Below are 24,059 nucleotides of genomic sequence, written 5' to 3'. Positions count from 1 at the left end.
TAACCTCATCCCTTCTTCGCGGATTTGCCGCGAATATAGTTTGCATCGAACAGAAACAATCGCATCAGCAGGATCAGGGAAGGAACCAATACGCAGAAACCCAGGATAAATGCGGTAATCAAAGCGATCGCCATCGTATCATTGGTAATGCTCTCATGAATATGGATGTAATCATAGAGAATATACGGCAGATGCGAGCGTCCATACCCATACCAGGCAAAGGCAAATTGGAGCATAACCATAATAAATGCGATGCCGAGCCGGATTCGTTTCCATACGAGGTACACCGCAATGACAAAGCAGATGAACGACGCGATAAACATCCATGCGATATCCAGCATCTGCCCAAAATGCACCGGATTCTGATGGTTAATCTGGAAAAACGCGAACACCGAAGCCAGGATCGTCGGACCGCTCCATCCCAGCGCATAACCCCGGACCACGCCGAACGCTACCTCATCCCCCGCACGCTGCGCGTAATAGGACAGGAACATCGCCGAGATGTACAGAACGCTCACAAGCGCAAGCAGGATGACCGACCACGTGTACGGATTCGTGAAGAACGTATACCAATGAAGCTCTACCTTCCCGTTGTCCATATAGATAATGCCGCCTTCCGAGATGGCCAATATCGTCGACAACGCGGCAGGGATGAGCAGTCCCGTGGCCCCGTAGAGCCCCATATACACGATATTGTTCCCGGTCTGGCTGCCATACGTGTGATAGGCGTAGTAAGCGCCGCGGATCGCCAGCAGCACAAGGGCCAAGCTTCCCGGCACAAGCAAGGCGGTGCCATAATAATACGCAGCATCCGGAAAGAATCCGACAAGTCCGACCACAAAAAAGATCAGGAATACGTTGGTTACTTCCCAGACGGGAGATAAATACCGCTGGATGATGTTATGAATCTTGTTCTCGTGTCCGGTGAGCACGCTGTAATAGCTGAAAAATCCGGCACCAAAATCAATCGAGGCCACCAGCAAATAGCCAAACAGAAATGTCCACAGCACGGTTATTGCCACCATTGCATAGCTCATTTGCGGTCTCCCCCTTCGATTTCGAGTCCCAGCAGCCGGATTTCCTCTTCCGCGCTTTTATTCCGGAACAATTGGCTTAGCACGCGAATCGCGGATACGGATAGCACCAGATACAGGATTATAAACAGCACCAGCATCCAGCCGACGCTTGTTGAAGTGGTTGCCGCATCCGATACCTTCATGTATCCCCGCACAATCCACGGCTGCCTTCCGATCTCGGCAAGGAACCAGCCCAGCCATATGGCTGACATCGATAGAGGCCCCAAAGCCAATATACTGAGCAGCAGCCATTTTGGATAAGGCCTTTTGCCAGGAAGTTTCTTTCGGAACATATACAAAAGCGGAATCAGAACGATCACAGCGCCGCTGGTCACTTTTAAATCGAAAAAATAATGCACCGACATCGGCGGTCTCTCATTCTCCGGAAACTCATTCAGTCCAATGACCTCCGTACTGGGACTGTTTCCCGCCAATATGCTTAGCGCGTACGGAATTTTCAATGCATACTTAATCTCGTTATTCTCATCCAGAAAACCGCCGTAAATGAGCGGGGCTTGCCTCATCGTTTCAAAATGCCACTCGGCCGCCGCCAGCTTCTCGGGCTGGTATTTAGCCAGAAATTTGCCGGAGAAATCTCCGATCATCACGGTGGCCACAGCAAAAACAAAGGTCGACACAACGGTGAGCTTCAGCGCTTTCTTAAAGTAGATGTGCTTGCTTCCCCGCAATATACTGAAAGCGGCTATGCTGGCCAGCGCAGCGGCGCTGGTCGTAAACGCCGACGCCAGCACATGGCTCACCTTGGTCGGCGTCGCCGGATTGAACATGGCCACGAATGGATTCACATTCGTAAATACCCCATCCACCAGTTCGAAGCCCTGAGGCTGATTCATAAACGCATTCATGCTCGTGATAAAGAACGCTGACGCGGAGGAGCCGATCGCCACGGGAATAAGCAGCAGCAAATGGGTCCATTTATTTTTGAATCGATCCCATGTATAAAGATAAATGCCTAAAAAGATCGCCTCCACAAAAAAAGCAAAGGTTTCCATGAACAGCGGCAGCGCAATGGCTTTACCGGCGACGCGCATAAAGGTGGGCCATAACAAGCTGAGCTGCAAGCCGATGGCGGTACCTGTCACGACGCCAACGGCCACCGTAATCACGTATCCCCGCGCCCAGCGCCGGGCAAGCAGCGTATAATGGTTGTCCCCTGTCCGAATCCCCCTCCATTCCGCCAGAGCCAGCATAATCGGAATCCCCACGCCGATGGTTGCCAGAACAATATGCACAAACAGGGTCAAGCCGGTCAGGATACGGCTCATCAGTACGGGGTCCAGTGAAGACATCAGGTTCACTCCTCGGTTTCTTTATCCAAAATGTTCCATGTAGCGCAGATACCCTTTCACGGCGCCGTATAGCATAATGGCAGCAACAATAAAGCATAGAATCGCAAGCTTTCGCTCCTGCTTCCTGTGCATCCGTCAGCCTAGCCTCCTTTAAGTACTTCAGCCCATCTGCAAGAGTGTGGCCCTTCAACTCGTAATTCTCTCAAAAACACAAATGACATTATCCAATCATTATCAGTTTTACAAACCTTTCCTCTTTTTATCCAAAGTCCGGTCATTTTGTTCGAATCCTTACCATGATGTTTTTTCCGGCATGGAAAAGAGGTACAATAAGAGGATAAGGAGGCGAGATAAAACCATGAAAATTACATTTATTGAACCAACCCCGAGCCCGAACTCCATGATGCTTCGCCTTGACGAAACCCTGGAGCCCGGGATTCGAAGAACATATACACTGGATAACGAACGGTCGGCTCCCCCCTGGATCAGGCAGCTGCTCCATATCCCGGGCGTAAAGAGCGTTTTTCATACCCTTGATTTCATCGCGCTCGATCGCAAAGGCAACGCTGATTGGCCTTCCATTCTGGGCGCCGTTCAGGAAATATTCGGTCAGGAGGGGCTTGCCGCCGGACTCCAAGAAAATGCGGATGAATTTGCTTTTGGAGAGGCTCAAGTGTTCGTCCAGTATTTTCGAAATATACCGATGCAAATCCGCGTCAAAAGCGGGAATCAGGAAGAACGCATCGGTCTGTCGGAGCGCTTCGCCAAAGCGGTGGCAGCCGTCGGAACCACGACACTCATCAAGGAGCGCAAGCTCAAGGAGTACGGCGTGCGCTACGGCCAGCTGGAAGGCATCGCCCGTGACGTAGAGCAGGAGCTTGAAGCTGCCTTCCCGCAGGAACGCCTCGATAAGGTCGTTGCCCAGGCGATAGCCCACGGTGCCAGCGACGAGGATTTCGTCGAGCAGCGCCGGAAGCTGACCGACGAGGAGACCGAAGCCGCGCTGCAGGATGAGGACTGGCGCGTCCGTTATGCAGCCCTGGATGCACTGGAGCCAACGGAGAAACACATTCCGCTTCTCCGCCAAGCGCTTCGGGATCCGAAGATGCAGATCCGCCGGCTCGTCGTTGTGTACTTGGGCGATCTGCGCACGACTGAAGCGATGGAGCTCCTATATGAAGCCATGCGCGACGAAACACCGGCCGTTCGCCGCACCGCGGGCGATACGCTGTCCGATATCGGCGATGCTGCCGCTACTCCGGTCATGATCGAATCGCTCAAAGACAGCAGCAAGATCGTACGCTGGCGTGCAGCCCGTTTCCTGTATGAAGTAGGTACCGAGGAAGCCCGCTCCGCTCTGGAGGAAGCTGCCAATGATCCGGAATTTGAGGTTAGTCTGCAGGCACGAATGGCACTCGAGCGAATCGAATCCGGCGAAGAAGCGGCCGGAACCGTCTGGCAGCAAATGGCCAAACGGAATCAATCGTAATTGCATCTGCGGGACTGCCTAGAACCGTAAAATTTAACCATTGCTTCTAACATGGAATGTGATTTATACTAGGAATCTCTTGTTAGAATTGAATATACAGATAGCCTCATCATTCCAAGATGAGGTAGAGGTTGCAGACATGATCAGTAGTTGTGCCGAGGCGAAGAGAAGCCGGTGAAGCACAGTGAAAGGCATGAATGCCGAAGTGCAGGGTATACTCTTGTATCCTGTGCTGGGGCCGTTGTCGAAAGAGACGGAACTGTCACGGGGATTTCCCCGTGTTGTGCTATCTTCATGGAGGGTATGATGCGGATACGTTAAAGACCGCAGGTATAGGACCTGCGGTCTTTTTGTTCTAACAGGGTATATTTTAAATATCATTTCTTAATGTATAGAAGGAGTGTTCGATCTTGAATCGCAAAAAAGCACCGGCTGCTTCGCTCAAGCAGAGCTTTAAAGCCCGTCATATGACAATGATCGCCCTTGGCGGATCGATCGGTACCGGCCTGTTCCTGGCAAGCGGAACAGCCATCGCCTCTGCCGGCCCAGGCGGAGCGCTTATCGCCTATGCCGCGGTTGGCCTCATGGTCTACTTTCTGATGACCAGCCTGGGCGAGCTCGCTACGTATCTTCCGGATTCCGGCTCATTCAGCACCTACGCCTCCCGGTTTGTCAGCCCCGCCTTCGGATTTGCCGTCGGCTGGAACTTCTGGTACAACTGGGCCGTTACCATCGCTGCAGAACTCGCGGCGGCGACGGTTATTATTAAATTCTGGTTCCCGGACAGCCCGTCATTTCTGTGGAGTCTTCTGTTCCTGGCGATTATGTTCGGCTTAAACTTTCTATCCGCCAAAGGATACGGCGAATCGGAATATTGGTTTGCTATCATTAAGGTGGCAACCGTCATTATCTTCCTCATCATCGGGGTTATGATGATTTTCGGTATTCTTGGCGGTGAAGCCGTTGGATTCACCAACTTTAGTCTAGGCGACGGGCCGGTACACGGCGGGTTCTTCGCGCTGGTCGGCGTGTTTATGGCTGCAGGCTTCTCCTTCCAGGGAACCGAACTGATCGGGGTCGCGGCCGGCGAGAGCGAAAATCCGAGAAAACATGTCCCTAAAGCCATCCGTCAGGTGTTCTGGCGCATCCTGATCTTCTATATTTTCGCTATTTTTGTCATCGGCATGCTGATCCCATACACCCACCCCAGCCTGCTTCAATCCGGGGTCGATAATATCGGAATCAGCCCTTTCACGCTGGTGTTTGAAAAGGCCGGTCTTGCCTTCGCTGCATCCGTCATGAATGCCGTTATTCTAAGCTCTGTGCTGTCGGCAGGTAACTCGGGGATGTACGCCTCAACCCGTGTCCTGTATGCCATGGCGAAGCAAGGAATGGCTCCGAGATGGCTGAGCCGGCTGAACAGCCGCGGCGTACCGGTTGCGGCGCTAATCGTAACCTCTGCCGTAGGCATGCTGGCCTTCCTGGCCTCCTTCTTCGGCGATGGCGTAGTCTATGTGTGGCTCCTGAATGCCTCCGGAATGTGCGGATTCATTAACTGGCTGGCCATTGCCGTGAGTCATTATCGCTTCCGCAAAGCTTATGTCGCCCAAGGTAAAGACCTGAAGGAGCTGCCGTTCCGTGCACGCTGGTTCCCCTTCGGTCCCATCTTCGCCTTCCTGCTCTGTCTTGTTGCCATTATCGGTCAAGGCAATTTCAGCGGGGAGATCGATTGGTTAACGATCATTGCCACTTATGTCAGCATTCCGTTATTCCTCTCCATCTGGTTCGGCTACCGCTTGATTAAGAAGAGCCGCATCGTGCCATTGGACGAGTGCGATTTGAGCACGAACGTTAAATAAGTTAAACCGGACATACCAAAAGCAGCTTCCCTCCCATACTTGGGAACGGAAGCTGCTTTTTTTGTGATACGGACACATTACCAAATGATCTGCACTCTCAGATCACCGGTGTTCTCAAACGCATGATGATAGTATTTAATGGAGCCAAGATTGCTCTTCATCTGCACTTGCTGGAGCACATTTACTAGCTCTCGCTCGCTGCCGTCAAACCGGAACACCAGCTTCCGGCTTCCTTCGGCCTTAGCAGCTTTAACCAATGGTTGGAGCTGTGTGTAGGAGCTGACGATGGAACGGGCATCATAGAGCTGATATTCCAAATCCCGCTTCAATTGTTCGTATACTTCGGCTCTCGAACGATCCTTCACGGCTAGCCCGGCCAGCGTGTTGCGGTAAAGCGTGCTCGCCTTCGGATAGGATTTCACCCAGGTATGATCGCGGCCCATCTGTTCATCCGTCCGGAGGTAGTACGTATAGGATACCTCGTTGTCGCGATCCGGCACGGGATCGTTCCACGTTGTGTCCAGATGGTACCATTTGCCGTCCAGAAGGACCAGATTCCAGGCATGAAGCTGCCCCTGCGGATTATCGGAGGCATAAGCCATGCCCTCTACGATTTTGTTCTGGATCCCTGCTCCCTTCAGCAGTTTATGCGTTAACAGGGAATAGCCCTGGCATACCGTGCTTCCGGTGTAGAGTCCGTCATAGGCCGTATATTTCGTAAGCGTGGTATCATACTTCAAGTTCCGGACAACCCAATCGTGGATGGCTTTCACCTTCTCATGATCATTCATGCCCGGCTTGATGATCCGCTTCAAAATACTGTCGGCATTCTGGTTCACGTAGTTCGTCTGCTCCGCAGTCTCGCGGTAACTCAACCGTACGGTAACATTGGCGGAACTGGATGTCCCACGATAGTCGTAGCTATAACTAGCGATGGTGTAGTGAATATAAGGATCACTGGCCATCGCCTGATCAAGTGCATCTTTAAGCTGCGATTTCAGCGATTGGGTCTCCCCCTGGTAAACAAAACGCACCGTCGATTGCCTGTCGCTCATCGCTGTCAGCAGTTTCTGTTGAATCCCATTGACCGACTTCACGACCGCTTTGTTGGAGGTGGCATAGACATCACTGAGATTAGCTGGTTCAGGTACTGCTGCAACGGTTACCGCCAAAGACCCTATGAACAGTAATTTAACGATTGTTCCTCGGCTTCGTTTCATCGGTACACCCGCCCTTCATCTTCCTCATCCGTATGCACCATTATTGTAACACATAACATCAGGGCTTAAGGGTTCTAGTTTTGTCGACCGGGCACGAATATCAAATGCTACCAATAAAATGAGGACAGGAAAGAATCGCTGCGTCCCGCCAGCTTCGACATGCGGACCAGTACCTCTGCAGCCTCCGCTCGGGTCACCTCACGCTCCGGCAAGAACTTGCCATCGACCGCCGGGAGAAGCCCCAGCTTGAGGGCGATCAGGGCTGCACCTTTGTTAGTGATGGCGTCGGCATCCGATATTCCCTGCACATCGGTTGGCAGGATAAAGGCTTTGGACAGCTTCTCGTAATTCAGAATACGGGTCAGCGAACTTGCCAATTCATCCCTTGTCAGCTTGCGGTCCAGCTGCAGCGGGCTGTCCGGATCATAAGGAATCCAGTTCTGCCCGATCAGCACCTGAATGGCCTGATAATACGGATGATCCGGCTGCAAACCAGCGTATGGATCCATGGTAGATCTTCCATACACCTGCTCGTAGGACGGACTAACCGAAGCCGCCACCAGCTGATACCATTCACCAAGGGTAATCTGGCGATCCGGGTATACCTTTCCGTCCTTGTCCGGAACCAACACCCGATATTTCACCAGCTCCTTAAGAGCCGCTTCCGCATCATGCCCCGCCGCATCGGTAACCGCCGGGATATCCTTGCGGTTCATTTCCGGCGTAATATCGCGCCATTCCCCGCTCTTGGCATCAAGCGGTACCGCAATGCCGCCATAAACCGCCTTTTTATGTGTCGGATAATAAATCAGCTTAATGAAAGGCTTCATAATCTCATTACCGTTCGTTGCGTAACCGCCGTAGTAACCGTATTTCAGCTTCAGCTCAATTTCTTCCAGATATTTAGCTTTTGCCTGCTCCGCACTGACGGCCGGCTTTGCATCCGTTGGCAGCTTGGACAGGACAGCTTCGGAATTGACGCTAAAGCCCTGGATTTGCCCGTTGGCCTCAATCGTGAGGTTCAGGGAATCGCCCATGACGCGAATATCACCGACATAGCGCTGAAATGAAAATTGATAGTTAAGGGTTTTAGTGTCTTTGCCCATTTTATCAACGGATGTCAGCTTCCATTCCGCGGCAGCATTCGGCACCAGCTTGCTTACCGTCTCGAATGCGAGATCCTGCGCAGCCTGCTGCGAAATCGGGCTCTTCACTTCCGGAGCACCGGTCCGGTCAAAACGATATCGGTTGTAGGAGTAGATTTGTCCGGTCTTGGCGTCCACCTCTGCGGATACCATCTCCCCTCCGCCCATGGCGGAAAGATGGTTCTCGCCCCATCTTATATTCCACGTCTTGATCTCATTATTGTTCCATCTGGTACCCAGTGACTTGGATTCTGTCTTCAAGCCGGACGGGAGTTTGATCTGCGATTCCACCCATCTGGCTGCTGCATCTCCGCCAGCGAATGGAGCCGTGATTGGCTTGAAGATCTCTTTGGACGACGGAATCGTGCCGTTCTCAATCGTGGTAAACTCACTTTCTTCCCCAGAAAAACTAATGAACTTGCCTGTATTGGCATCCAGTGAATTCGCTGATTGATCATTAGGTATGTAACCTAAGAAATAATTGCCTTTGGCGTTGTTATATAAATGATCAGGTACATAAGCCAAGGAGACCTGGAACTGATCTTCAAACAATTTACGGATGGAGGCCTCATTCAATTTCGGTGTGGATGAAGGAAACTCCTCATTGACTTGATTGCGGGAATAGTTAATGGTATTGCCCTGTCCGTCCAGCGTGATCGAAATGCTGTTCACATCCGATTCAATTCCGTTCACCGAGGTCTGGAAATAAAAATCAAACCGCGGCGGACTGAACAGCGCCGTCTGCATCCCGAGATAAGCCTCATTCTCCTTAAGCTCGCTGGCCTTCAGATCCGATACATGGCTGCCGATCCATTTCAGCGCCTTCTCCTTGGCTGCTTCTCGAGTTATCACCGGTTTGTCGCTACCTTGGTTCAACAAGGAACGAGGGATATAAATGTTAATAAGTTCACCCGTGACCGCATTGACCTGGGCATTAAAGCCGGAGCTTGAGTTCCCTTTGGTCAATACCATTTGCAGATCCCAAGCAAGCGCGCTCGATCTCATACCATCATTCTCCAAGAACTGCACATTCGATACTTTCACGTTCTTTAGTTCCGGGAAAGCCTTCTTAATGATGTCTTCCGCCTGCTTGGACGAAATTTTTGCACCCTTCGGTATTTCGTTATCCGTTACACTTTCCGAACCGGCGTTATCGCTGCTAGTCACGGCAGTTACCGTATCAGATACAGCGACTCCGCTGCCCGGAACGGAATTGTCTCCCCATACCGGCTGCGCCAAACATAACATAGCTGTAGCCGTAACCGCACACACGGTCTTTTTTACCCTTACCTTCTTCTTACCCGATGGATTCACTTGATTCGCTCCCTTCCATAACTTGAACCTAATCATGCCTTACTTACACATGATGATATCCTTAACAAGTGCCTGTACACGGCAGCAATGACATAACCAAGCTGCCTAAATAATACCATAACTTGTCTATATATTCCTTATGTAGTAAGCTTCCAAAACATAACCAACATGATTAAGGATGAACAAAGTGTAACTATTTCGATCCCGCTTCTTACGAATGGGAATTCCCTTTCGCACACACGCTAACCAAGCTGCGCAGCTTCAACAAAAGCCGCGGTACGACGCCTGATTTCTTCCGTATTTCCGGACGCGAGCGCATCCTTCGGAAGCAGCGCGCTGCCTAAACCAACCGCAACTGCACCTGCATTAAAATAATCCGCAAGATTATCCAGCGTAACTCCGCCCGTGGCAAGCAGCGGAATGTGATTCAGCGGGCCCTGAAGCTCCCGGATAAATGACAAGCCCAGGCTGGCCATGGGAAACAGCTTCACGATCTCGGCACCGGCTGCGTACGCCGCAACGATCTCCGTAGGCGTCATCGCCCCAGGCCATACATCAATTCCTTGCTCCAAAGCAAATTCGATGACGGAAAGATCCGTGTTTGGCGAGATTAGAAATTGAGCTCCGGCTGAGACCGCTTCCTTCGCCATTTCCACATCAAGCACGGTTCCGGCGCCTATATATACGGTGCCATCATACCGAGTACGCCAATCCTGGATCATATGTAAAGCGCCTTTCGTATTCATCGTCACTTCCATGAACCGGATTCCGCCCTGTTTTAATCCCTCTCCTACGAAGCCCGCCTGTTCTTTCGTAATGCCCCGTACGATGGCAACGATTTTCTCGCGTTTGAGCACAGCTGTCAGTTTCATTGTCTTCCCCCCATTTCTATTTACACTTCCGGCACGTTCCTAAATCGCATGGACTGCAACTTCAACCTGCTTCAAGTATAAGCGGTCCACAGCGTTCACGCAAAAAAAGCAGGCCGGGAAACCTATATTCCCGACCTGCTCTTCTATAAGGTTATCCGCGGAATTCAGACAGCTCTGCGCCGAGTTCACGCGTGGCTCCGTATACGCTTTGATAGAGTCCAAACAATTTGTCATAAGCTTGAACCGCCTGCGGATTGGGAGAATACGAGCGTGCCGGCCGCAAAAACGCCTTCGCGCAGTCCTGAAGGCTTGGGAACCAGCCGCAGCCGTAGGCTGCCAGCATCGCCGCGCCCATAGCTGGCCCTTGCTCGCTTTCCAGCTTCACGATTTCGGCGTTGAACACGTCCGCCTGCATTTGCAGCCACGTTTCGTTCTTGGCGCCGCCCCCGATGGAAATGACGCGGTCGATCCGCTTGCCGGATGAACGAAGGATATCGATGGATTCACGGAGAGAGAACGTGATTCCCTCGAGTACCGAACGTGCAAAGTGAGGCAGCTTATGTCCCGCGTCCATTCCGATAAAGCTGCCGCGAATGGTTGCATCCGGATGCGGCGTGCGTTCACCAACGATATACGGGGTGAACAGCAGCCCTCCGCTGCCAGTCGGGATGCTTCCGATATCGCTCAACAGCGCGTCAAAGGAGACATCCGGCGCAAAGGTATCCTTGAACCAGGTCAGGCTGTATCCCGCAGCCAGGGTCACGCCCATGATATAGTAAGCATCTTTCTCACTATGATTAAAGAAATGGACCTTCCCTTCAAAATCCACCTCGCGACGCTCCTCATAGGACAGTACCACGCCCGATGTACCAATGCTGCACATCGTCTGCCCTTCTTCGAGAATGCCTGCGCCGATGGCGCCGCAGGCGTTGTCCGCACCGCCAGCAAATACCTTCGTATTTGGCAGCAGAGCGGCTTGCTCGGCGATCTCAGGGAGCAAGGTGCCGCACTGATCGAAGGATTCGACCAGCGGCGGGCATAGGGTGTGCGGCAGCTGGAAGGCATCCAAAATGTCGGTGCTCCAAGACTTGCCCGCCACATCCAGCAGCAGCGTTCCGGCTGCATCGGAATAGTCCATTGCGTATTGCCCGGTCAGGCGGAAACGCACATAATCCTTAGGCAGCAGGAACAGGGCGGCCTGTTCGAGCAGCTCCGGTTCAAACTCCTGCACCCATAGAATCTTGGGCAGGGTGAAACCTTCCAGCGCGCGATTGCGTGCAATCCCTAGCAGCTTCTCCTGCAGGGTCTCCTCGATACGACGGCATTGCGCCGTTGTGCGCGTGTCATTCCACAGGATGGCCGGTCGCAGCACTGCACCCTCACCGTCTACCAAAACCAGACCATGCATCTGGCCGGAGAAGCTTAACCCCTCAACCTCGGATGGGTCAATGTTGTTTCCGTTCATTAATTCCCGTAACGACAATACCGTTTTGTCCACCCAATCCTCCGGTCGCTGCTCGCTGTAACCCGGCTTCGGCTGGCTCAGCCGATACGACTCCGAATGCTCGGCGACAACCTTGCCGCTGCGGTCCACCAGCACAGTCTTCACAGCACTGGTACCCAAATCAACTCCGATAACGTAACTCATCTATATCCTCCTTCGTCTCCTCATGAACCGAACATGAAAACATCGTTGGCACTTCCCCCGGGCGTACGATGCGTGATCCGAGGTATGCTTGGATGGCTGTCGACCATAGCTCGCTATAGTTTCCTGATTGAAATAAGTACACCGGCTTCCCTGGAGGGAGCCGGTGAAGGTTTGGATTTCATGGTACAAGCGCTAAAGAGAGTATCGATTAATTTGCAAGAATGTACTGATTTAGAATCGCTTTCAGCATTTCTTGACGTCCGGATTCGTTCTTGCGCGGGGACTCGTTGTTCAGCGCGTACTCTGCAAGGGAAGCCAGTGTAGCTTTGCCGGATACGACGTCTGCGCCAATGCCTTCGTTAAAGCTGCTGTAGCGCTTCGCGATGAAGTCCTCGAATACGCGGTCTTCGATCAGCTTCGCTGCCACTTTCAAGCCTTTTGCGTAAGTGTCCATACCCGCGATATGCGCATGGAACAGATCTTCCGGCTCGAAGGACGGACGGCGAACCTTCGCGTCAAAGTTCACGCCGCCGCGGCCGAGGCCGCCGTTCATCAGCACTTCGTACAGCGTCAATGTCGCGTCATAGATGTTAACCGGGAATTCGTCCGTATCCCATCCGATGAGCATATCGCCTTGGTTCGCGTCGAGGGAACCTAGCATGCCGTTGATGCGTGCTACGCGAAGCTCATGTTCGAAGGTATGACCAGCCAACGTGGCGTGGTTGGCTTCGAGATTCAATTTAAAGTGCTTGTCGAGACCGTATTTCTGCAGGAAAGCAATTGTTGTAGCCGCATCGAAGTCATATTGGTGCTTGGTTGGCTCCTTCGGTTTAGGCTCGATCAGGAACTGAGCGTCAAAGCCGATTTCCTTCGCATACTCAACCGCCATATGGAACAGGCGTGCCAGGTTATCCAGTTCAAGGCCCATATCCGTGTTGAGCAGGGTCTCATAACCTTCGCGGCCTCCCCAGAACACGTAGTTCTCGGCGCCGAGGCGTTTGCCGACTTCGAGGCCCTTCTTGATTTGTGCTGCCGCATGAGCGTATACGTCCGCGTTGCATGTAGTGCCCGCACCATGCATGAAGCGTGGGTTCGTGAACATATTCGCCGTGTTCCAGAGCAATTTTTTGCCTGTGGATTTCATGTGGTCTTCAATCGAATCCACGATCGTATCAATGTTGCTGTAGAACTCGCGCAGGCTGCTGCCTTCCGGCGCAATGTCCACATCGTGGAAGCAGAAATACGGAAGATTCATTTTCTCCATGAACTCAAAGCCTGCCTCAACGCGTGCTTTGGCGAGGTCCATGCCGGAGTAGTTGCCCCAAGGGCGAACCGCAGTGTCAGCGCCGAACGGATCCGAACCGCCTGCAGTCAATGTATGCCAGTAAGCCATGGCGAAACGGAGATGCTCTTCCATCGTTTTGCCGGCTACTACTTCTGTCGGATTATAAAATTTAAAAGCATAAGGGTTCGTTGATTGGCTGCCTTCGTACTCGACTTTGCTAATGTTGTTAAAATAGGCCATGAATAAATCCTCCTATACCTTGTTAAGGTGTGGTTAACGCTTACAAGGTTATCCTAACACAGGATTTCTACTTTGTCTATTGGTTAAACAAAGTTACTGTTTTACAACTTTTTCAAAACCGGTGACACCTGCTGTTAGGATTATTTCTACAAAAGATCAACACATCTTGGTTTGGCTCACTGCCTAGATTTCCTGCAAATTCATATTTAAATGTTATGACGATGGAAACCACTAAACAAAAGATTAACGCACACCCGGGCAGCGTTACGGGCTGTTGCAATTTCCGGACTTTGCCCCTAGACTATGAGCATATCAAGTCTCCAAAACTTATAATGATCAGGGAGCAAGACTAAAAGGATGAATGCACATGGCGAATATTACCGGTGACCAGGCTCTGGTCAAAAAAATAAATACTTCGATTATTCTCGATACGATACGTCAGCACGCCCCTGTCTCCCGAGCGAAAGTCTCCAAGCTAACCGGACTGAACAAGGCTACTGTCTCCAATCTCGTACAGGAGCTGTACAGCAACCACCTGGTCCAGGAGATCGGACCCGGCGAATCCAGCGGCGGCAGGAAGCCGCAGCTGCTGCTGTTTAACGGACAAGCCGGTTATGCCGTCGGCGTGGAGCTGCGCGTCAAGCAAATGACCGCCGTGCTTACAGATCTGGAAGGCAAGATCCTTGCCGAAGAAGATACCGCCCTTGAAGGACATGACGTGGAGTCGGTGACGCGGCTGATGGCTGGTCTGATTCATGGCCTGATGCGGCAGGCCCCTCCCTCCCCGTACGGGATCATCGGGATCGGCGTAGGCGTCCCTGGGATGGTGGACGGTGACGGCACCGTCCTTTTCGCTCCCAACCTGGGTTGGGACATGGTGCCGCTGCAGAAGCAGCTAGAGGACGAGCTCGGACTTCCCGTAACCATCGACAATGAAGCGAACGCGGGTGCCCAGGGCGAGCTGCGCTTCGGAGCTGGCCGGGATGCCCGCCATCTCCTCTATATCAGTGCTGGCAGCGGTATCGGCTCCGGCATCATCATCAATGGCGAGCTCTATAAGGGCGCCCGCGGATACGCTGGCGAGAGCGGCCATATGTCCATCGAAGCCGATGGACTGGAATGCACCTGCGGCAACCGCGGCTGCTGGGAGCTCTATGCCTCGGAGAAATCCTACGACAGCAAGAGTGCCGCTCTCCCGTCCAGGCGCACATCCGAGCTAATCAACCATGCAGCGCGTGGCCATGAGGAGACCATCCGGCATTTTGAAGAGCTTGGACGTTATCTCGGTGTCGGCATTACCAATCTTGTCAACGGATTCAATCCACAATCCGTCATTATCGGCGGTCCGCTGTCCGACGCGCGGGCTTGGATTGAGGATACGCTTCGACAGGTCGTTGCCCAGCGCACGCTCCCCTACCACCGTGAGCTGATGGAGATCCGGTTTGCCGAGCTGGGCAGCCGCTCCACCCTGATCGGCGCGGCTTACTCCGCCATCTCGCAGTTTCTGGGGCCGGTACGAGTCTCCATGCCAATTCATTAAAATTGACGATATTTTGTCGTAATTAACACCCTGCATATTAAGGAAAATCCCGCGATTTTCCGCTATAATTAATCTCGTCCTGTAATTTAAATCACGGTTCTCCTCGTGGAGATGCCGTGTGATCGTTATACTAAAGGGAGAGGAAACGCTCAAATGACCTATGTAAGCACTGCGGAAATATCGCCGGAAATGTTTGTGACCGTATTGCTGTTTCTCCTAGTTATCGCACCTTTGTTCAGTCTCGCCATCATGCGTTTTTTTCAAGGCAAGAAAAAAGCCGGCTTCATTCTCATCGGCTCCGGCGTGGCAGCTTACGTCGTATTCCAGATCATCATGAGTCTGTTTTTTAGCAAGTGAACACGATCTGAGCGAACGTTTGGCAGCATATCTCGGCAACAAAAAAGCTCCTTCCCCGAAATCGGGGAAGGAGCTTTTTATCATAAGCAAGCAATTGGCATGCCATAATGCTGATTAGATTAAGCTTCGGGGTTCAACGCTTTGTTGAACTGGAGCTTATTCATGCCAAGAATGCGGTGCTCGCCGATGATGGTGAGCGGTACTGCGCGAACGCCCATATCCCATACTTGCTGCGCGAATTCGTCGTTTTGCTCGATGTTGCGCTCTTCAAATTCGATGCCTTGATCGGACAAGAAGCCTTTTACTTGTTTGCAGTGCGGGCAGTTGTTCGAAGTATATACAATCACATTTTCCATGGTTGATCAGTCTCCTCTACTCATGATTAGGCTCTGCTTAAAGCCCGTTCGATCTCTATCTATCAGTTTACAACACAACAGCGTTGTGTTCCAAGCTCTCGATATATTTCTCCGCATCCATAGCTGCCATACAGCCGCTTCCTGCCGCGGTGATCGCTTGTCTGTAACGGGTATCCTGCACGTCGCCGCAAGCAAATACGCCTTGGATATTCGTCTCGGATGTTCCCGGAGTCGTTACGATATAACCGTTCGGATCCGTCGTAATGTTTCCGCCGAGGAAACCGGTGTTCGGATGATGACCGATCGCCACGAATACGCCGCTGACTGCGATCGTCTCCTCTTCGCCAGTTTCATTATTGAGCACCTTGATCCCTTTGACGCCTGTCTCGTCCGCGATGACTTCCTGCGGCGTGCGGTTCAGTGCCCATTCGATCTTCTCGTTAGCGCGGGCGCGGTCCTGCATGATTTTCGATGCACGAAGCTCCTCCCGACGGTGTACCAGTGTTACTTTGGATGCAAAGCGGGTCAGGAAGTTCGCTTCCTCCAGCGCGGAATCGCCGCCGCCGACAACAACGATCTCTTTGCCGCGGAAGAAGAATCCGTCGCATGTTGCGCAGGTACTTACGCCGCGTCCAACATTATCCTGTTCTCCCGGAATGCCGAGATATTTGGCCGTTGCGCCCGTAGAGATAATCAACGTTTCGGCAACTACTTCGCCCATACCGTCTACGTCCAGCTTGAACGGACGCTCTCCGAATTCCACGCTGTTCACCCAGCCTGTACGAAATTCTGCGCCAAAACGTTCAGCCTGCTGACGCATATTGTCCATCAGCTCAGGACCCATGATGCCTTCGGGGAAACCCGGAAAATTCTCAACTTCGGTTGTGGTGGTCAGCTGTCCGCCAGGTTGCGGACCTTCAATGACGAGCGGGCTCAGGTTTGCGCGAGCCAGATAGATTGCAGCCGTAAGGCCGGCAGGGCCTGTGCCTATAATAACGGATTTGTACATATTGTTTCCCTCCTATATATGGAACGCTTAATTATAATCATTATAAATTAATATTAATTATGGTTATATCGGAGCCGTCTGTCAATATGTCACATCACACCCCCTCCGAAAATATTGTTAATCCATTCTTCATAAATCGAAATGAAAACCAATATTTTTGGGAAATGAACATCGTTCTCCCAAGAAGGCGGCTATCTTTCCGACTTGGAAACGTTTACTTCGAAAACAATCGTACGCGGAGAGGGGGTTATATGAATCTAATGGCACCCCAAGACTCTCCCACTCTTTTAACGAAAGGAAGATGAATATTTGATGAAAAAAGAACAACCCTTGGCAGCGAGTCCTTGCATGCCCAACCTAGCAGCGAGAGCTTGGGAGAAATCGAGATCTTCCACGGCCATTTAGAGTTAACAAACAAGAATCCCCCTCTTCTCACGAATGAAAAGAAGGGGACTTTTATCATTACAGTAGCATGGATTAGCGATGACCGATCGATTTAACGGTTAGTGCGCAGCAGACGAAGCCCGTTCAGTATAACCAGAATGGTGCTTCCTTCGTGACCGATGACACCCAGCGGCAGCGCAACGCCTTGAATGAAATTGGCTGCAATCAGCGTCAAAATCACGGTGATGGCAAAGATCATATTTTGCTTCACGATACGCTGAACCCGGCGTGCCACCTTGACGGTGCCGGCAATTTCATCGATGTTGTCATTCATAAGCACCGCGTCCGCTACTTCCAGCGCCGTTCCGCTTCCCGAAACGCCCATGCCGATGCCGACGGTCGCGGTAGCCAGTGCCGGTGCATCGTTCACTCCGTCCCCAACCATGACCACATGGCCGTAACGGGCGCGAAGCTCCTTAATATGTGTAACTTTATCTTCCGGCAGCAAATCGGAGAACACCATGTCCACGCCGCTTTCCTTCGCAATCACGTCCGCCGTCGCCTTGCGGTCCCCCGTCAGCATCGCTACCTTGATACCCAGCTGCTGCAGCCGCTTAACAGCCATTGCCGCTTGTGGCCGGACCGCATCCTGCAGAGCGATCATGCCCGCGATACGGTCACCCTTCAGGATAACGGAAACCGTCTTGCCTTCGGATTCCAGCGTGTTCCGGATGGACAGCCAGTGCTGGCGATTCTCTTCAAGCGCGGTCAACTCCTGTTGCGCGGAAGCTGCACCTGAATGCTGATCTATAGTCGGATGATCCAAAATATCGCTTTTTCCTATTTTCCAAGTGATTCCTTCCACTTCCGCCTGCATACCCCATCCAGTTATGGACTGTCCGTTCTCTACCTGCTGCAGCTCGGCCCCCTCTTTCTCAGCCGATTGGACAATCGCCAAGGCCAGAGGATGCTTCGACATTCTTTCGATAGAAGCACTGATGCCAAGCAGTTCATGCCGATCCCAGCCCTCGCCTGCGATAAAATCCGTAACCACTGGCGTACCGAGCGTCAAGGTACCGGTCTTATCAAAAGCGACAACCGCCGTGCGCGCCATATTCTCGATATGGGCGCCGCCTTTGAACAATACGCCTTTTCTGGCGCGGTTGGAAATCGCCGACAGCATCGCAGGCATGATGGAAGATACCAGCGCACAAGGGGACGCTACTACGAGAAACACCATCGCTTTATAGAAGGTGGTATCCCAATCCCATCCCAGGACGGGAGTAGCCAAAACAATTAGGGCCACGGTCGCAATGACAACGACACGGGCATATATCGATTCGAACCGCTTGATAAACCGCTGCGATTCCGGAACTTCGTTCTCCGCTTCTTCCACCAGCTTGATAATTTTGGCGAACAACGTGGATTCCGCCGATTGGGTAACCTCAATGTACAATACGCCTTCCCCGTTCAAGGTTCCGGTGAACACTTCATCCCCAACGGACTTATCGACCGGTACAGATTCGCCGGTAATCGAAGACTGGTTCACAGAGGAACTGCCGCGATAAATTTTGCCGTCTGCAGGAATAAGCTCGCCCGGCTTTACCAGAATCAGATCGCCGATCTCCAGCTTGTTGATGGATACCGATACCATCTCCCCCTTCTCGATGCGCAGGGCCGTCTCCGGCTGCAGCTCCATCAAGGACGAGATATCCTTGCGGCTTCTCTCCATGGTATAACTCTCTAGCGCCCCGCTGAGGGCAAAGATGAAGATCAGCATCGCGCCTTCATTCCAGTACCCGATCGCGGCAGCTCCCATAGCGGCAGCAATCATCAGCAGATTCACATCCAGATCGCGCTCCTTCAGAAGGGTCTCCACACCTTCTTTCGCTTTCACCCATCCGCCGACGGCGTAGGATATCACGTACAGCACAACGGAGAGCGGCTCAGACCATTGGCTGGTCAGCCAAGCCACCAGCATCAGCAGGCCGCTGCCCAGTGCAGCCACGACCTCGGCGTTGCTCAGCAGACTGCGTATATCCCACTTCCCAGGCTGCCGCGGCTCACGAGGATCCGCTCCATTTTCTATTGTCGATATGCGTCCAGTCGTCGTTTGACTTTGAATCCATTGCATAACCAATCACCTTCCTAGTTGAGAATGAAATCCATTATTACTACCCTTAAAATGACACATGCTGCCCCGGCTTCGCCGGAGCAGCATGCTAAATGAGAATGAGAATCATTTTTGAACTTATACAATTTATTTTCCTTCATACAACTTTATAAGTATCATACTCACTTCATCCTCATTTGTAAACCATATTTTTCACATTTTTTAAATACTGAAGAGTACCTACTGGCGTCCCCTGATATTGTTGATGAACCTCTACAAGTAAAAAAGCCCTTGCGTTCTCTCCGCAAGGACTTCTCTTTAATCCATCACCTATGTTGTAAAGGGCTCACATTCCGTCACTCGCTAATCGTCGAACATCTGCGGCGCATCTCCAGCCTCGCACCGGTTATTCGAATGGCTGCAATCTCTGAGGACTGACAGCACACCTCGTGTATGCCCTGTCGGTAAACCATCCGCAAATCCGTGGTAGCCACCCCGCCCATCCGGAGCGTTAATTGCGGCTTCGTTCGCTTAATTCGATGGATCATCTCGGAGAAAGCCGTGACCCTGTGCCCCGCCTCATCCGACGATCCGGAATTATCCGTCCCCTCCGAATCGAATACAATCACATCGGCCAAACGGGCAATTTCCGCTGCCGTCCCTGGATTCATCCCTTCTCCGAACAGGGCCCCATAACGAATACGCACAAAACGCCTTTGATCCATAAGGGTCTGCTCTGCTACTTCTTCAATAAAATTATGGATCGATATAAAGTCATCCGCGTGTGCCGGACGTACAGCCAGGAGCTCTAGTTGGCAATCTACGCCTTCCTCGCTGCACTGCTCCATAGCCCGAAACAAGGACTCCAGCTGAGCATCCTGCGCTTCACGCAACTCCATCGTGTTGGAAAGCCGGGCATCGTGCAGCAAGCTGACCGCACACCTAGCTCCAGCCGCCGCCTGAAACACCGACACCCAATAGGTCATCCACAGCATGATAAGTCTCCGCCTCAACAGGGCGCTCTTCTCTGCGCTCCGCGAATTCAACCACGCCGTGTAAACCTCCTGCAGCAGGCCATGCTGCACAGCATCCTCCCCGCGTATCAGCCCGATTCCCTGAGCACCTTGCCTGATATCTCGTGTAATGGATTCAGGGTCTGCGGATCGGCTCATGACTTTCAGTCTTCGGTTCCTGTCACTCCACCCCAGCAGTCGGGTCAAGGAAGGTCTGTCTGTGCCGTTATGCCGAATCCCGGAAACCCTGAGGGCTTCTTCAATATCGTCAGGCGATGCCAATAACAGCAATACCTCCTCATGGGTGACTCCTCCTGCCATTGCAAAATGCTTCAGCAGATCCGTCTCGGGAGAAATCTCGTGTGCCGTAATCTCTTCAACTCCGATGAACTCTTCATCTTCAAATCGACGCTCTCCCAATTCACTGCCTGCTCCCCATTGCCTTTCCGTCATGGTTATCCTTCTACTCCCTTTCACCTTGAATTGGATAAACGCCTCCTTACAGATTATTATGAAACAATTGGAAATATACAGCCCACGGAATAAACACCGGCTGAAAAATAAACAAGACGGAACGAATCAAGCGCCCCACTGTCCTTACCGGATAACTGCGCGAAAGTACGGATGCCTGACCCCATCTGTTTATCCTCATTTCAAGGACTGGATAAAACCTATACAATGGAGGAATGAATCATCCCGGAAAAAGGAGAGTAAAACATGAGAACCGATTATGACCATTGGGAACCAATCAGCGTATCGGATGCGGCCGGAATTTTTGCTGAAATCCCTGCTCGTTGGTATATCGCCGGAGGTTGGGCTTTGGATTTATATTTGGGGGAGCAGACCAGGGAACACGGCGATATCGATATCCTGATCCTACGTGAAGAGCAGGCCGCCATTTACGCAGCATTAGCCAAAGAATGGACGCTGTACAAAGCGGATCAAGGAACCTTATCCCTCTGGGAGGAAGGCGAATATTTGCACTCGGTTGGCGATGTATGGGTAAGCCGGAATGAGGAAGCCCCCTTCTCATTCCAGATCATGCTGGTGGAGGTCGAACTGGACAGCTGGGTTTATCGCAGAGAACCATCCGTTCGAAGACCACTCCAAGATATATCCTTAATAACAGAGCAAGGAATTCCCTATCTAAAACCGGAGATACAGCTCCTGTATAAAGGAGGAAGCAAGAACATCCGTGAAAAAGACGAACGGGATTTCAGGAAGGTCCTGCCCTTCCTCGATCGACAGGCTGCAGGGTGGCTTGCCCAAGCGCTGCGGACGCAGTTTCCATCGGGTCATCCATGGCTCGACAGCATTGAGACAACCCCGTAGCGGCCTTGCGACAACAAAAAAGAGCACCTTCCTCCATATACAGGAAAGTGCTCTGAGATTTATTTGAAATCCATCAGTCAGCCTTTACTCCTGACTTGCCGCGATTGCTTGACCCAGATCATACAAGATATCATCGATAGACTCGGTCCCGATCGACAGACGCAGCAATTCCGGATTTACGCCCGCCGTAAGCTGTTCGTCTTCCGTCAGCTGCTGATGTGTCGTGCTCGCCGGATGAATGATAAGCGACTTGGAATCCCCGACGTTGGCCAAGTGGGAGAACAGCTTCACATTCTCGATCACCTTCTGACCTGCCGCTGCCCCGCCTTTGATACCGAAGGTCAGGATAGCGCCTTGTCCCTTCGGCAGGTACTTCTTCGCCAGCTCATGCGAAGGGTGACTCGGCAGCCCAGCATAGCTCACCCATTCCACCGCCTCGTGACTCTCCAAGTACTTGGCAACCTTCAGCGCATTCTCGCTATGGCGCTCCACCCGGAGATGCAGCGTTTCCAGTCCTTGCAGGAGCAGCCAGGAATTGAACGGGGACAGCGATGCGCCGATATCCCGCAGCAGCTGCACGCGCGCTTTGATGATATAAGCGATCGGGCCTACTGCCTCTGTATATACAACACCATGATAGCTTGGATCCGGCTGCGTCAATCCTGGGAACTTGTCATTAGCCGTCCAGTCGAATTTACCGCTATCGACAATGATCCCGCCGATGGAAGTGCCGTGGCCGCCGATGAATTTGGTCGCGGAATGAACGACGATATCCGCTCCATATTCAATCGGGCGCAGCAGATACGGGCTAGGGAAAGTATTGTCGACGATAAGCGGAATGCCGCTCTCGTGCGCGATGGCCGCAACGGCTTCCACATCCAGCACATTCCCCTGCGGATTGCCGATCGTTTCGGCAAACACAGCCTTCGTCTTGTCATTGATTGCTTTGCGGAAATTCTCAGGATCCGTGGAATCCACGAAATGCACCTTGATCCCCAGCTTCGCGAGCGTATTGGAAAATAAATTATAAGTACCTCCATACAAGCTCGAGGAAGAAACAATTTCATCACCTGCGCCCGCAATGTTCAGAATGGAGAAGGTGATGGCTGCCTGCCCGGAAGATGTCGCCAGTGCGCCGGCACCGCCCTCGAGCGCTGCAATCCGCTTCTCAAACACATCCGTGGTCGGGTTCATAATACGCGTGTAGATGTTGCCGAATTCTTTAAGCGCAAACAGATTCGCCGCATGCTCGCTGTCTTTGAACCCGTAGGAAGTCGTCTGATACAGAGGGACAGCGCGGGATAATGTGGTCGGATCAAGCTCCTGACCGGCATGAACCGCTAAGGTTTCAATGGAAAATTGGCGTTCTTCTGACATGGGTGTTTCCTCCCTTTTCTTCATATGGAAAGTATGATCATTTCATAATTTCTCCCATTCTCTCATACTTTCTCTCGTTTGAAAAGAGATATAACCCACTAAATTTATCGGAATATTATAAATTCTTCTGCATGCAACCGCAAGTCACCTTATTCCTTGTCCTCCTTATACACTCTACCCCATCCATAACCGGCTTCCGGGGACGTATCCTCCGGCATGCCTGGCAAGATTAAACCGCCGTCTATACGGAGGTTGATGCCGGTAATATAGGATGCCGCATCCGAGCAGAGCCAAGCAATCGCTTCCCCGATGTCCGACGGCGTGCCGAGCCTTCCCAGCGGGATTTTTCTGCCCAGCGGCTCGTCCTCTGCCGATTGGTCCGGCTTGTGAACGGTTGCTCCCGGTGCCACGCAGTTTACGCGGATGCCATGCGGAGCCCACTCGAGCGCCAGCGATTGTGCGGCACGTATAAGCGCTGCCTTCATGCCGCCGTATATGCTGTCCTTAGGATAGGCCCTCTCTCCCCGGGAGGACGTGATGAAGATGATATTGCCCGGAATTCCCTGGGCGATCATCTCCCGAACGGCATATTTGCTAAGCAGCATCGGCGCTCGAAAATCGAGATGAACCGTCATGTCCAGCGCGTCCTCTTCAATCTCCGTGAGCTCGTCATATAGGCCGATCCCCGCATTGTTCACCAACAGATCGATCCGGCCAAACTCCTCTATCGTCTTTCGTATCGTATTCTCCGCTTCACTGCGAACGGTTAAATCGCTTTGAATAATAAGAGGCGTCTTGCCATAGATATGGCGAATATCCTCTGCTATGTCCAATATTCCATCTTTGCTCGAATTGTAGGTCATCGCCAGCCGATATCCTTTTTCAGCCAGAACCTTGGCAATCCCTCGTCCGATTCCGGCGCCAGCGCCCGTTACCAAAGCCACCTTCTCCATTCCTTGATTACTTACGGTTCCCATTCAACTCGCTCCCTTCTCCATCATCCATTCATGCTACGAGTTACGCCGCTGTTCAGCGAATACGCGCACCGTGCCTACCCTTCCTTACCCTGTTCTGATACGGATGATTGGCTTTCGATAGATAAAGTCGGCATGACGGGCGT

General features: G+C 52.2%; 18 protein-coding genes and 1 riboswitch. Of the genes, 5 read left to right on the top strand and 13 right to left on the bottom strand.

The genetic code is table 11. The features are described from left to right. Positions 1-5 precede the first annotated feature (5 nt). Together ACQKPA_RS28475 and ACQKPA_RS28470 are read right to left on the bottom strand one after the other, a co-directional pair. On the bottom strand, positions 6-1,037 hold the full coding sequence (locus ACQKPA_RS28475) for a cytochrome d ubiquinol oxidase subunit II (RefSeq protein WP_071219626.1): 1,032 nt from the start codon (positions 1,035-1,037) through the stop codon (positions 6-8). Beyond that, on the bottom strand, positions 1,034-2,386 hold the full coding sequence (locus tag ACQKPA_RS28470) for a cytochrome ubiquinol oxidase subunit I (protein ID WP_194544603.1): 1,353 nt from the start codon (positions 2,384-2,386) through the stop codon (positions 1,034-1,036). The genes ACQKPA_RS28475 and ACQKPA_RS28470 overlap by 4 nt, the downstream gene beginning before the upstream one ends. 358 nt (positions 2,387-2,744) lie before the next feature. Here ACQKPA_RS28470 and ACQKPA_RS28465 point away from each other — a divergent pair, with 358 nt between their 5' ends. Both ACQKPA_RS28465 and ACQKPA_RS28460 read left to right on the top strand, forming a co-directional pair. Then, a complete protein-coding gene (locus ACQKPA_RS28465; RefSeq protein WP_427495775.1) occupies positions 2,745-3,875 on the top strand; it encodes a virulence factor in 1,131 nt (376 codons plus the stop codon). 117 nt (positions 3,876-3,992) lie between these two features. Continuing rightward, positions 3,993-4,172: riboswitch (Lysine riboswitch) on the top strand. A 170-nt stretch (positions 4,173-4,342) separates the two neighbouring features. Further along, the gene (locus ACQKPA_RS28460; RefSeq protein ID WP_427495820.1) at positions 4,343-5,734 is read left to right on the top strand and encodes an amino acid permease; all 1,392 of its coding nucleotides are present in this window, start codon (positions 4,343-4,345) and stop codon (positions 5,732-5,734) included. A gap of 77 nt (positions 5,735-5,811) precedes the next feature. Here ACQKPA_RS28460 and ACQKPA_RS28455 read toward each other — a convergent pair whose 3' ends face one another. The 5 genes from ACQKPA_RS28455 to xylA form a co-directional block, all read right to left on the bottom strand. Further along, positions 5,812-6,954, bottom strand: coding sequence for a transglutaminase domain-containing protein (locus ACQKPA_RS28455; RefSeq protein ID WP_427495774.1), 1,143 nt, complete (start codon positions 6,952-6,954; stop codon positions 5,812-5,814). A gap of 107 nt (positions 6,955-7,061) precedes the next feature. After that, positions 7,062-9,413, bottom strand: a complete 2,352-nt coding sequence (locus tag ACQKPA_RS28450; protein WP_427495773.1) for a YcdB/YcdC domain-containing protein — start codon at positions 9,411-9,413, stop codon at positions 7,062-7,064. 242 nt (positions 9,414-9,655) lie between these two features. Further along, complete coding sequence (locus tag ACQKPA_RS28445) at positions 9,656-10,285, bottom strand: bifunctional 4-hydroxy-2-oxoglutarate aldolase/2-dehydro-3-deoxy-phosphogluconate aldolase (RefSeq protein ID WP_427495772.1); 630 nt, start codon at positions 10,283-10,285, stop codon at positions 9,656-9,658. A 151-nt stretch (positions 10,286-10,436) separates the two neighbouring features. Then, on the bottom strand, positions 10,437-11,933 hold the full coding sequence (gene xylB, locus ACQKPA_RS28440) for a xylulokinase (RefSeq protein WP_427495771.1): 1,497 nt from the start codon (positions 11,931-11,933) through the stop codon (positions 10,437-10,439). Between the two features lie 208 nt (positions 11,934-12,141). Beyond that, positions 12,142-13,458 (bottom strand): xylose isomerase, encoded by a 1,317-nt coding sequence (gene xylA / locus ACQKPA_RS28435; protein WP_427495770.1) that lies wholly within the window; start codon positions 13,456-13,458, stop codon positions 12,142-12,144. A gap of 367 nt (positions 13,459-13,825) precedes the next feature. Here xylA and ACQKPA_RS28430 point away from each other — a divergent pair, with 367 nt between their 5' ends. Continuing rightward, positions 13,826-14,998: an ROK family protein gene (locus ACQKPA_RS28430; RefSeq protein ID WP_427495769.1), complete on the top strand. Its 1,173-nt coding sequence runs from the start codon at positions 13,826-13,828 to the stop codon at positions 14,996-14,998. Between the two features lie 153 nt (positions 14,999-15,151). Further along, positions 15,152-15,355 carry a hypothetical protein gene (locus ACQKPA_RS28425; protein WP_071219636.1) on the top strand — a complete coding sequence of 68 codons (204 nt, stop codon included), beginning with the start codon at positions 15,152-15,154 and terminating at the stop codon, positions 15,353-15,355. Positions 15,356-15,474: 119 nt separating this feature from the next. Here ACQKPA_RS28425 and ACQKPA_RS28420 read toward each other — a convergent pair whose 3' ends face one another. From ACQKPA_RS28420 to ACQKPA_RS28405, 4 genes are all read right to left on the bottom strand, one after another. Further along, positions 15,475-15,711, bottom strand: coding sequence for a glutaredoxin family protein (locus ACQKPA_RS28420; RefSeq protein ID WP_006212730.1), 237 nt, complete (start codon positions 15,709-15,711; stop codon positions 15,475-15,477). A 67-nt stretch (positions 15,712-15,778) separates the two neighbouring features. After that, positions 15,779-16,720 (bottom strand): thioredoxin-disulfide reductase, encoded by a 942-nt coding sequence (gene trxB, locus ACQKPA_RS28415; protein ID WP_127593930.1) that lies wholly within the window; start codon positions 16,718-16,720, stop codon positions 15,779-15,781. Between the two features lie 496 nt (positions 16,721-17,216). After that, a complete protein-coding gene (locus ACQKPA_RS28410) occupies positions 17,217-19,238 on the bottom strand; it encodes a heavy metal translocating P-type ATPase (RefSeq protein WP_427495768.1) in 2,022 nt (673 codons plus the stop codon). A 335-nt stretch (positions 19,239-19,573) separates the two neighbouring features. Further along, positions 19,574-20,683, bottom strand: a complete 1,110-nt coding sequence (locus tag ACQKPA_RS28405; RefSeq protein ID WP_427495767.1) for a PEP-utilizing enzyme, TIM barrel domain protein — start codon at positions 20,681-20,683, stop codon at positions 19,574-19,576. A gap of 264 nt (positions 20,684-20,947) precedes the next feature. On the opposite strand from ACQKPA_RS28405, the gene ACQKPA_RS28400 reads away from it, so the two are divergent. Further along, on the top strand, positions 20,948-21,562 hold the full coding sequence (locus tag ACQKPA_RS28400; RefSeq protein ID WP_427495766.1) for a nucleotidyltransferase domain-containing protein: 615 nt from the start codon (positions 20,948-20,950) through the stop codon (positions 21,560-21,562). A gap of 84 nt (positions 21,563-21,646) precedes the next feature. Here the strand turns inward: ACQKPA_RS28400 and ACQKPA_RS28395 are convergent, their stop codons facing one another. Then, positions 21,647-22,939, bottom strand: a complete 1,293-nt coding sequence (locus tag ACQKPA_RS28395; protein WP_427495765.1) for a homocysteine synthase — start codon at positions 22,937-22,939, stop codon at positions 21,647-21,649. A gap of 149 nt (positions 22,940-23,088) precedes the next feature. Further along, positions 23,089-23,916 (bottom strand): SDR family NAD(P)-dependent oxidoreductase, encoded by an 828-nt coding sequence (locus ACQKPA_RS28390; RefSeq protein WP_427495764.1) that lies wholly within the window; start codon positions 23,914-23,916, stop codon positions 23,089-23,091. Positions 23,917-24,059: the final 143 nt, after the last annotated feature.

Source organism: Paenibacillus sp. NPDC093718 (assembly GCF_050279985.1).
Taxonomy (GTDB): Bacteria; Bacillota; Bacilli; order Paenibacillales; family Paenibacillaceae; genus Paenibacillus_AQ.
Note: the sequence above shows the minus strand (reverse complement) of the source record. Positions and strands in the feature narration are given on the sequence as shown.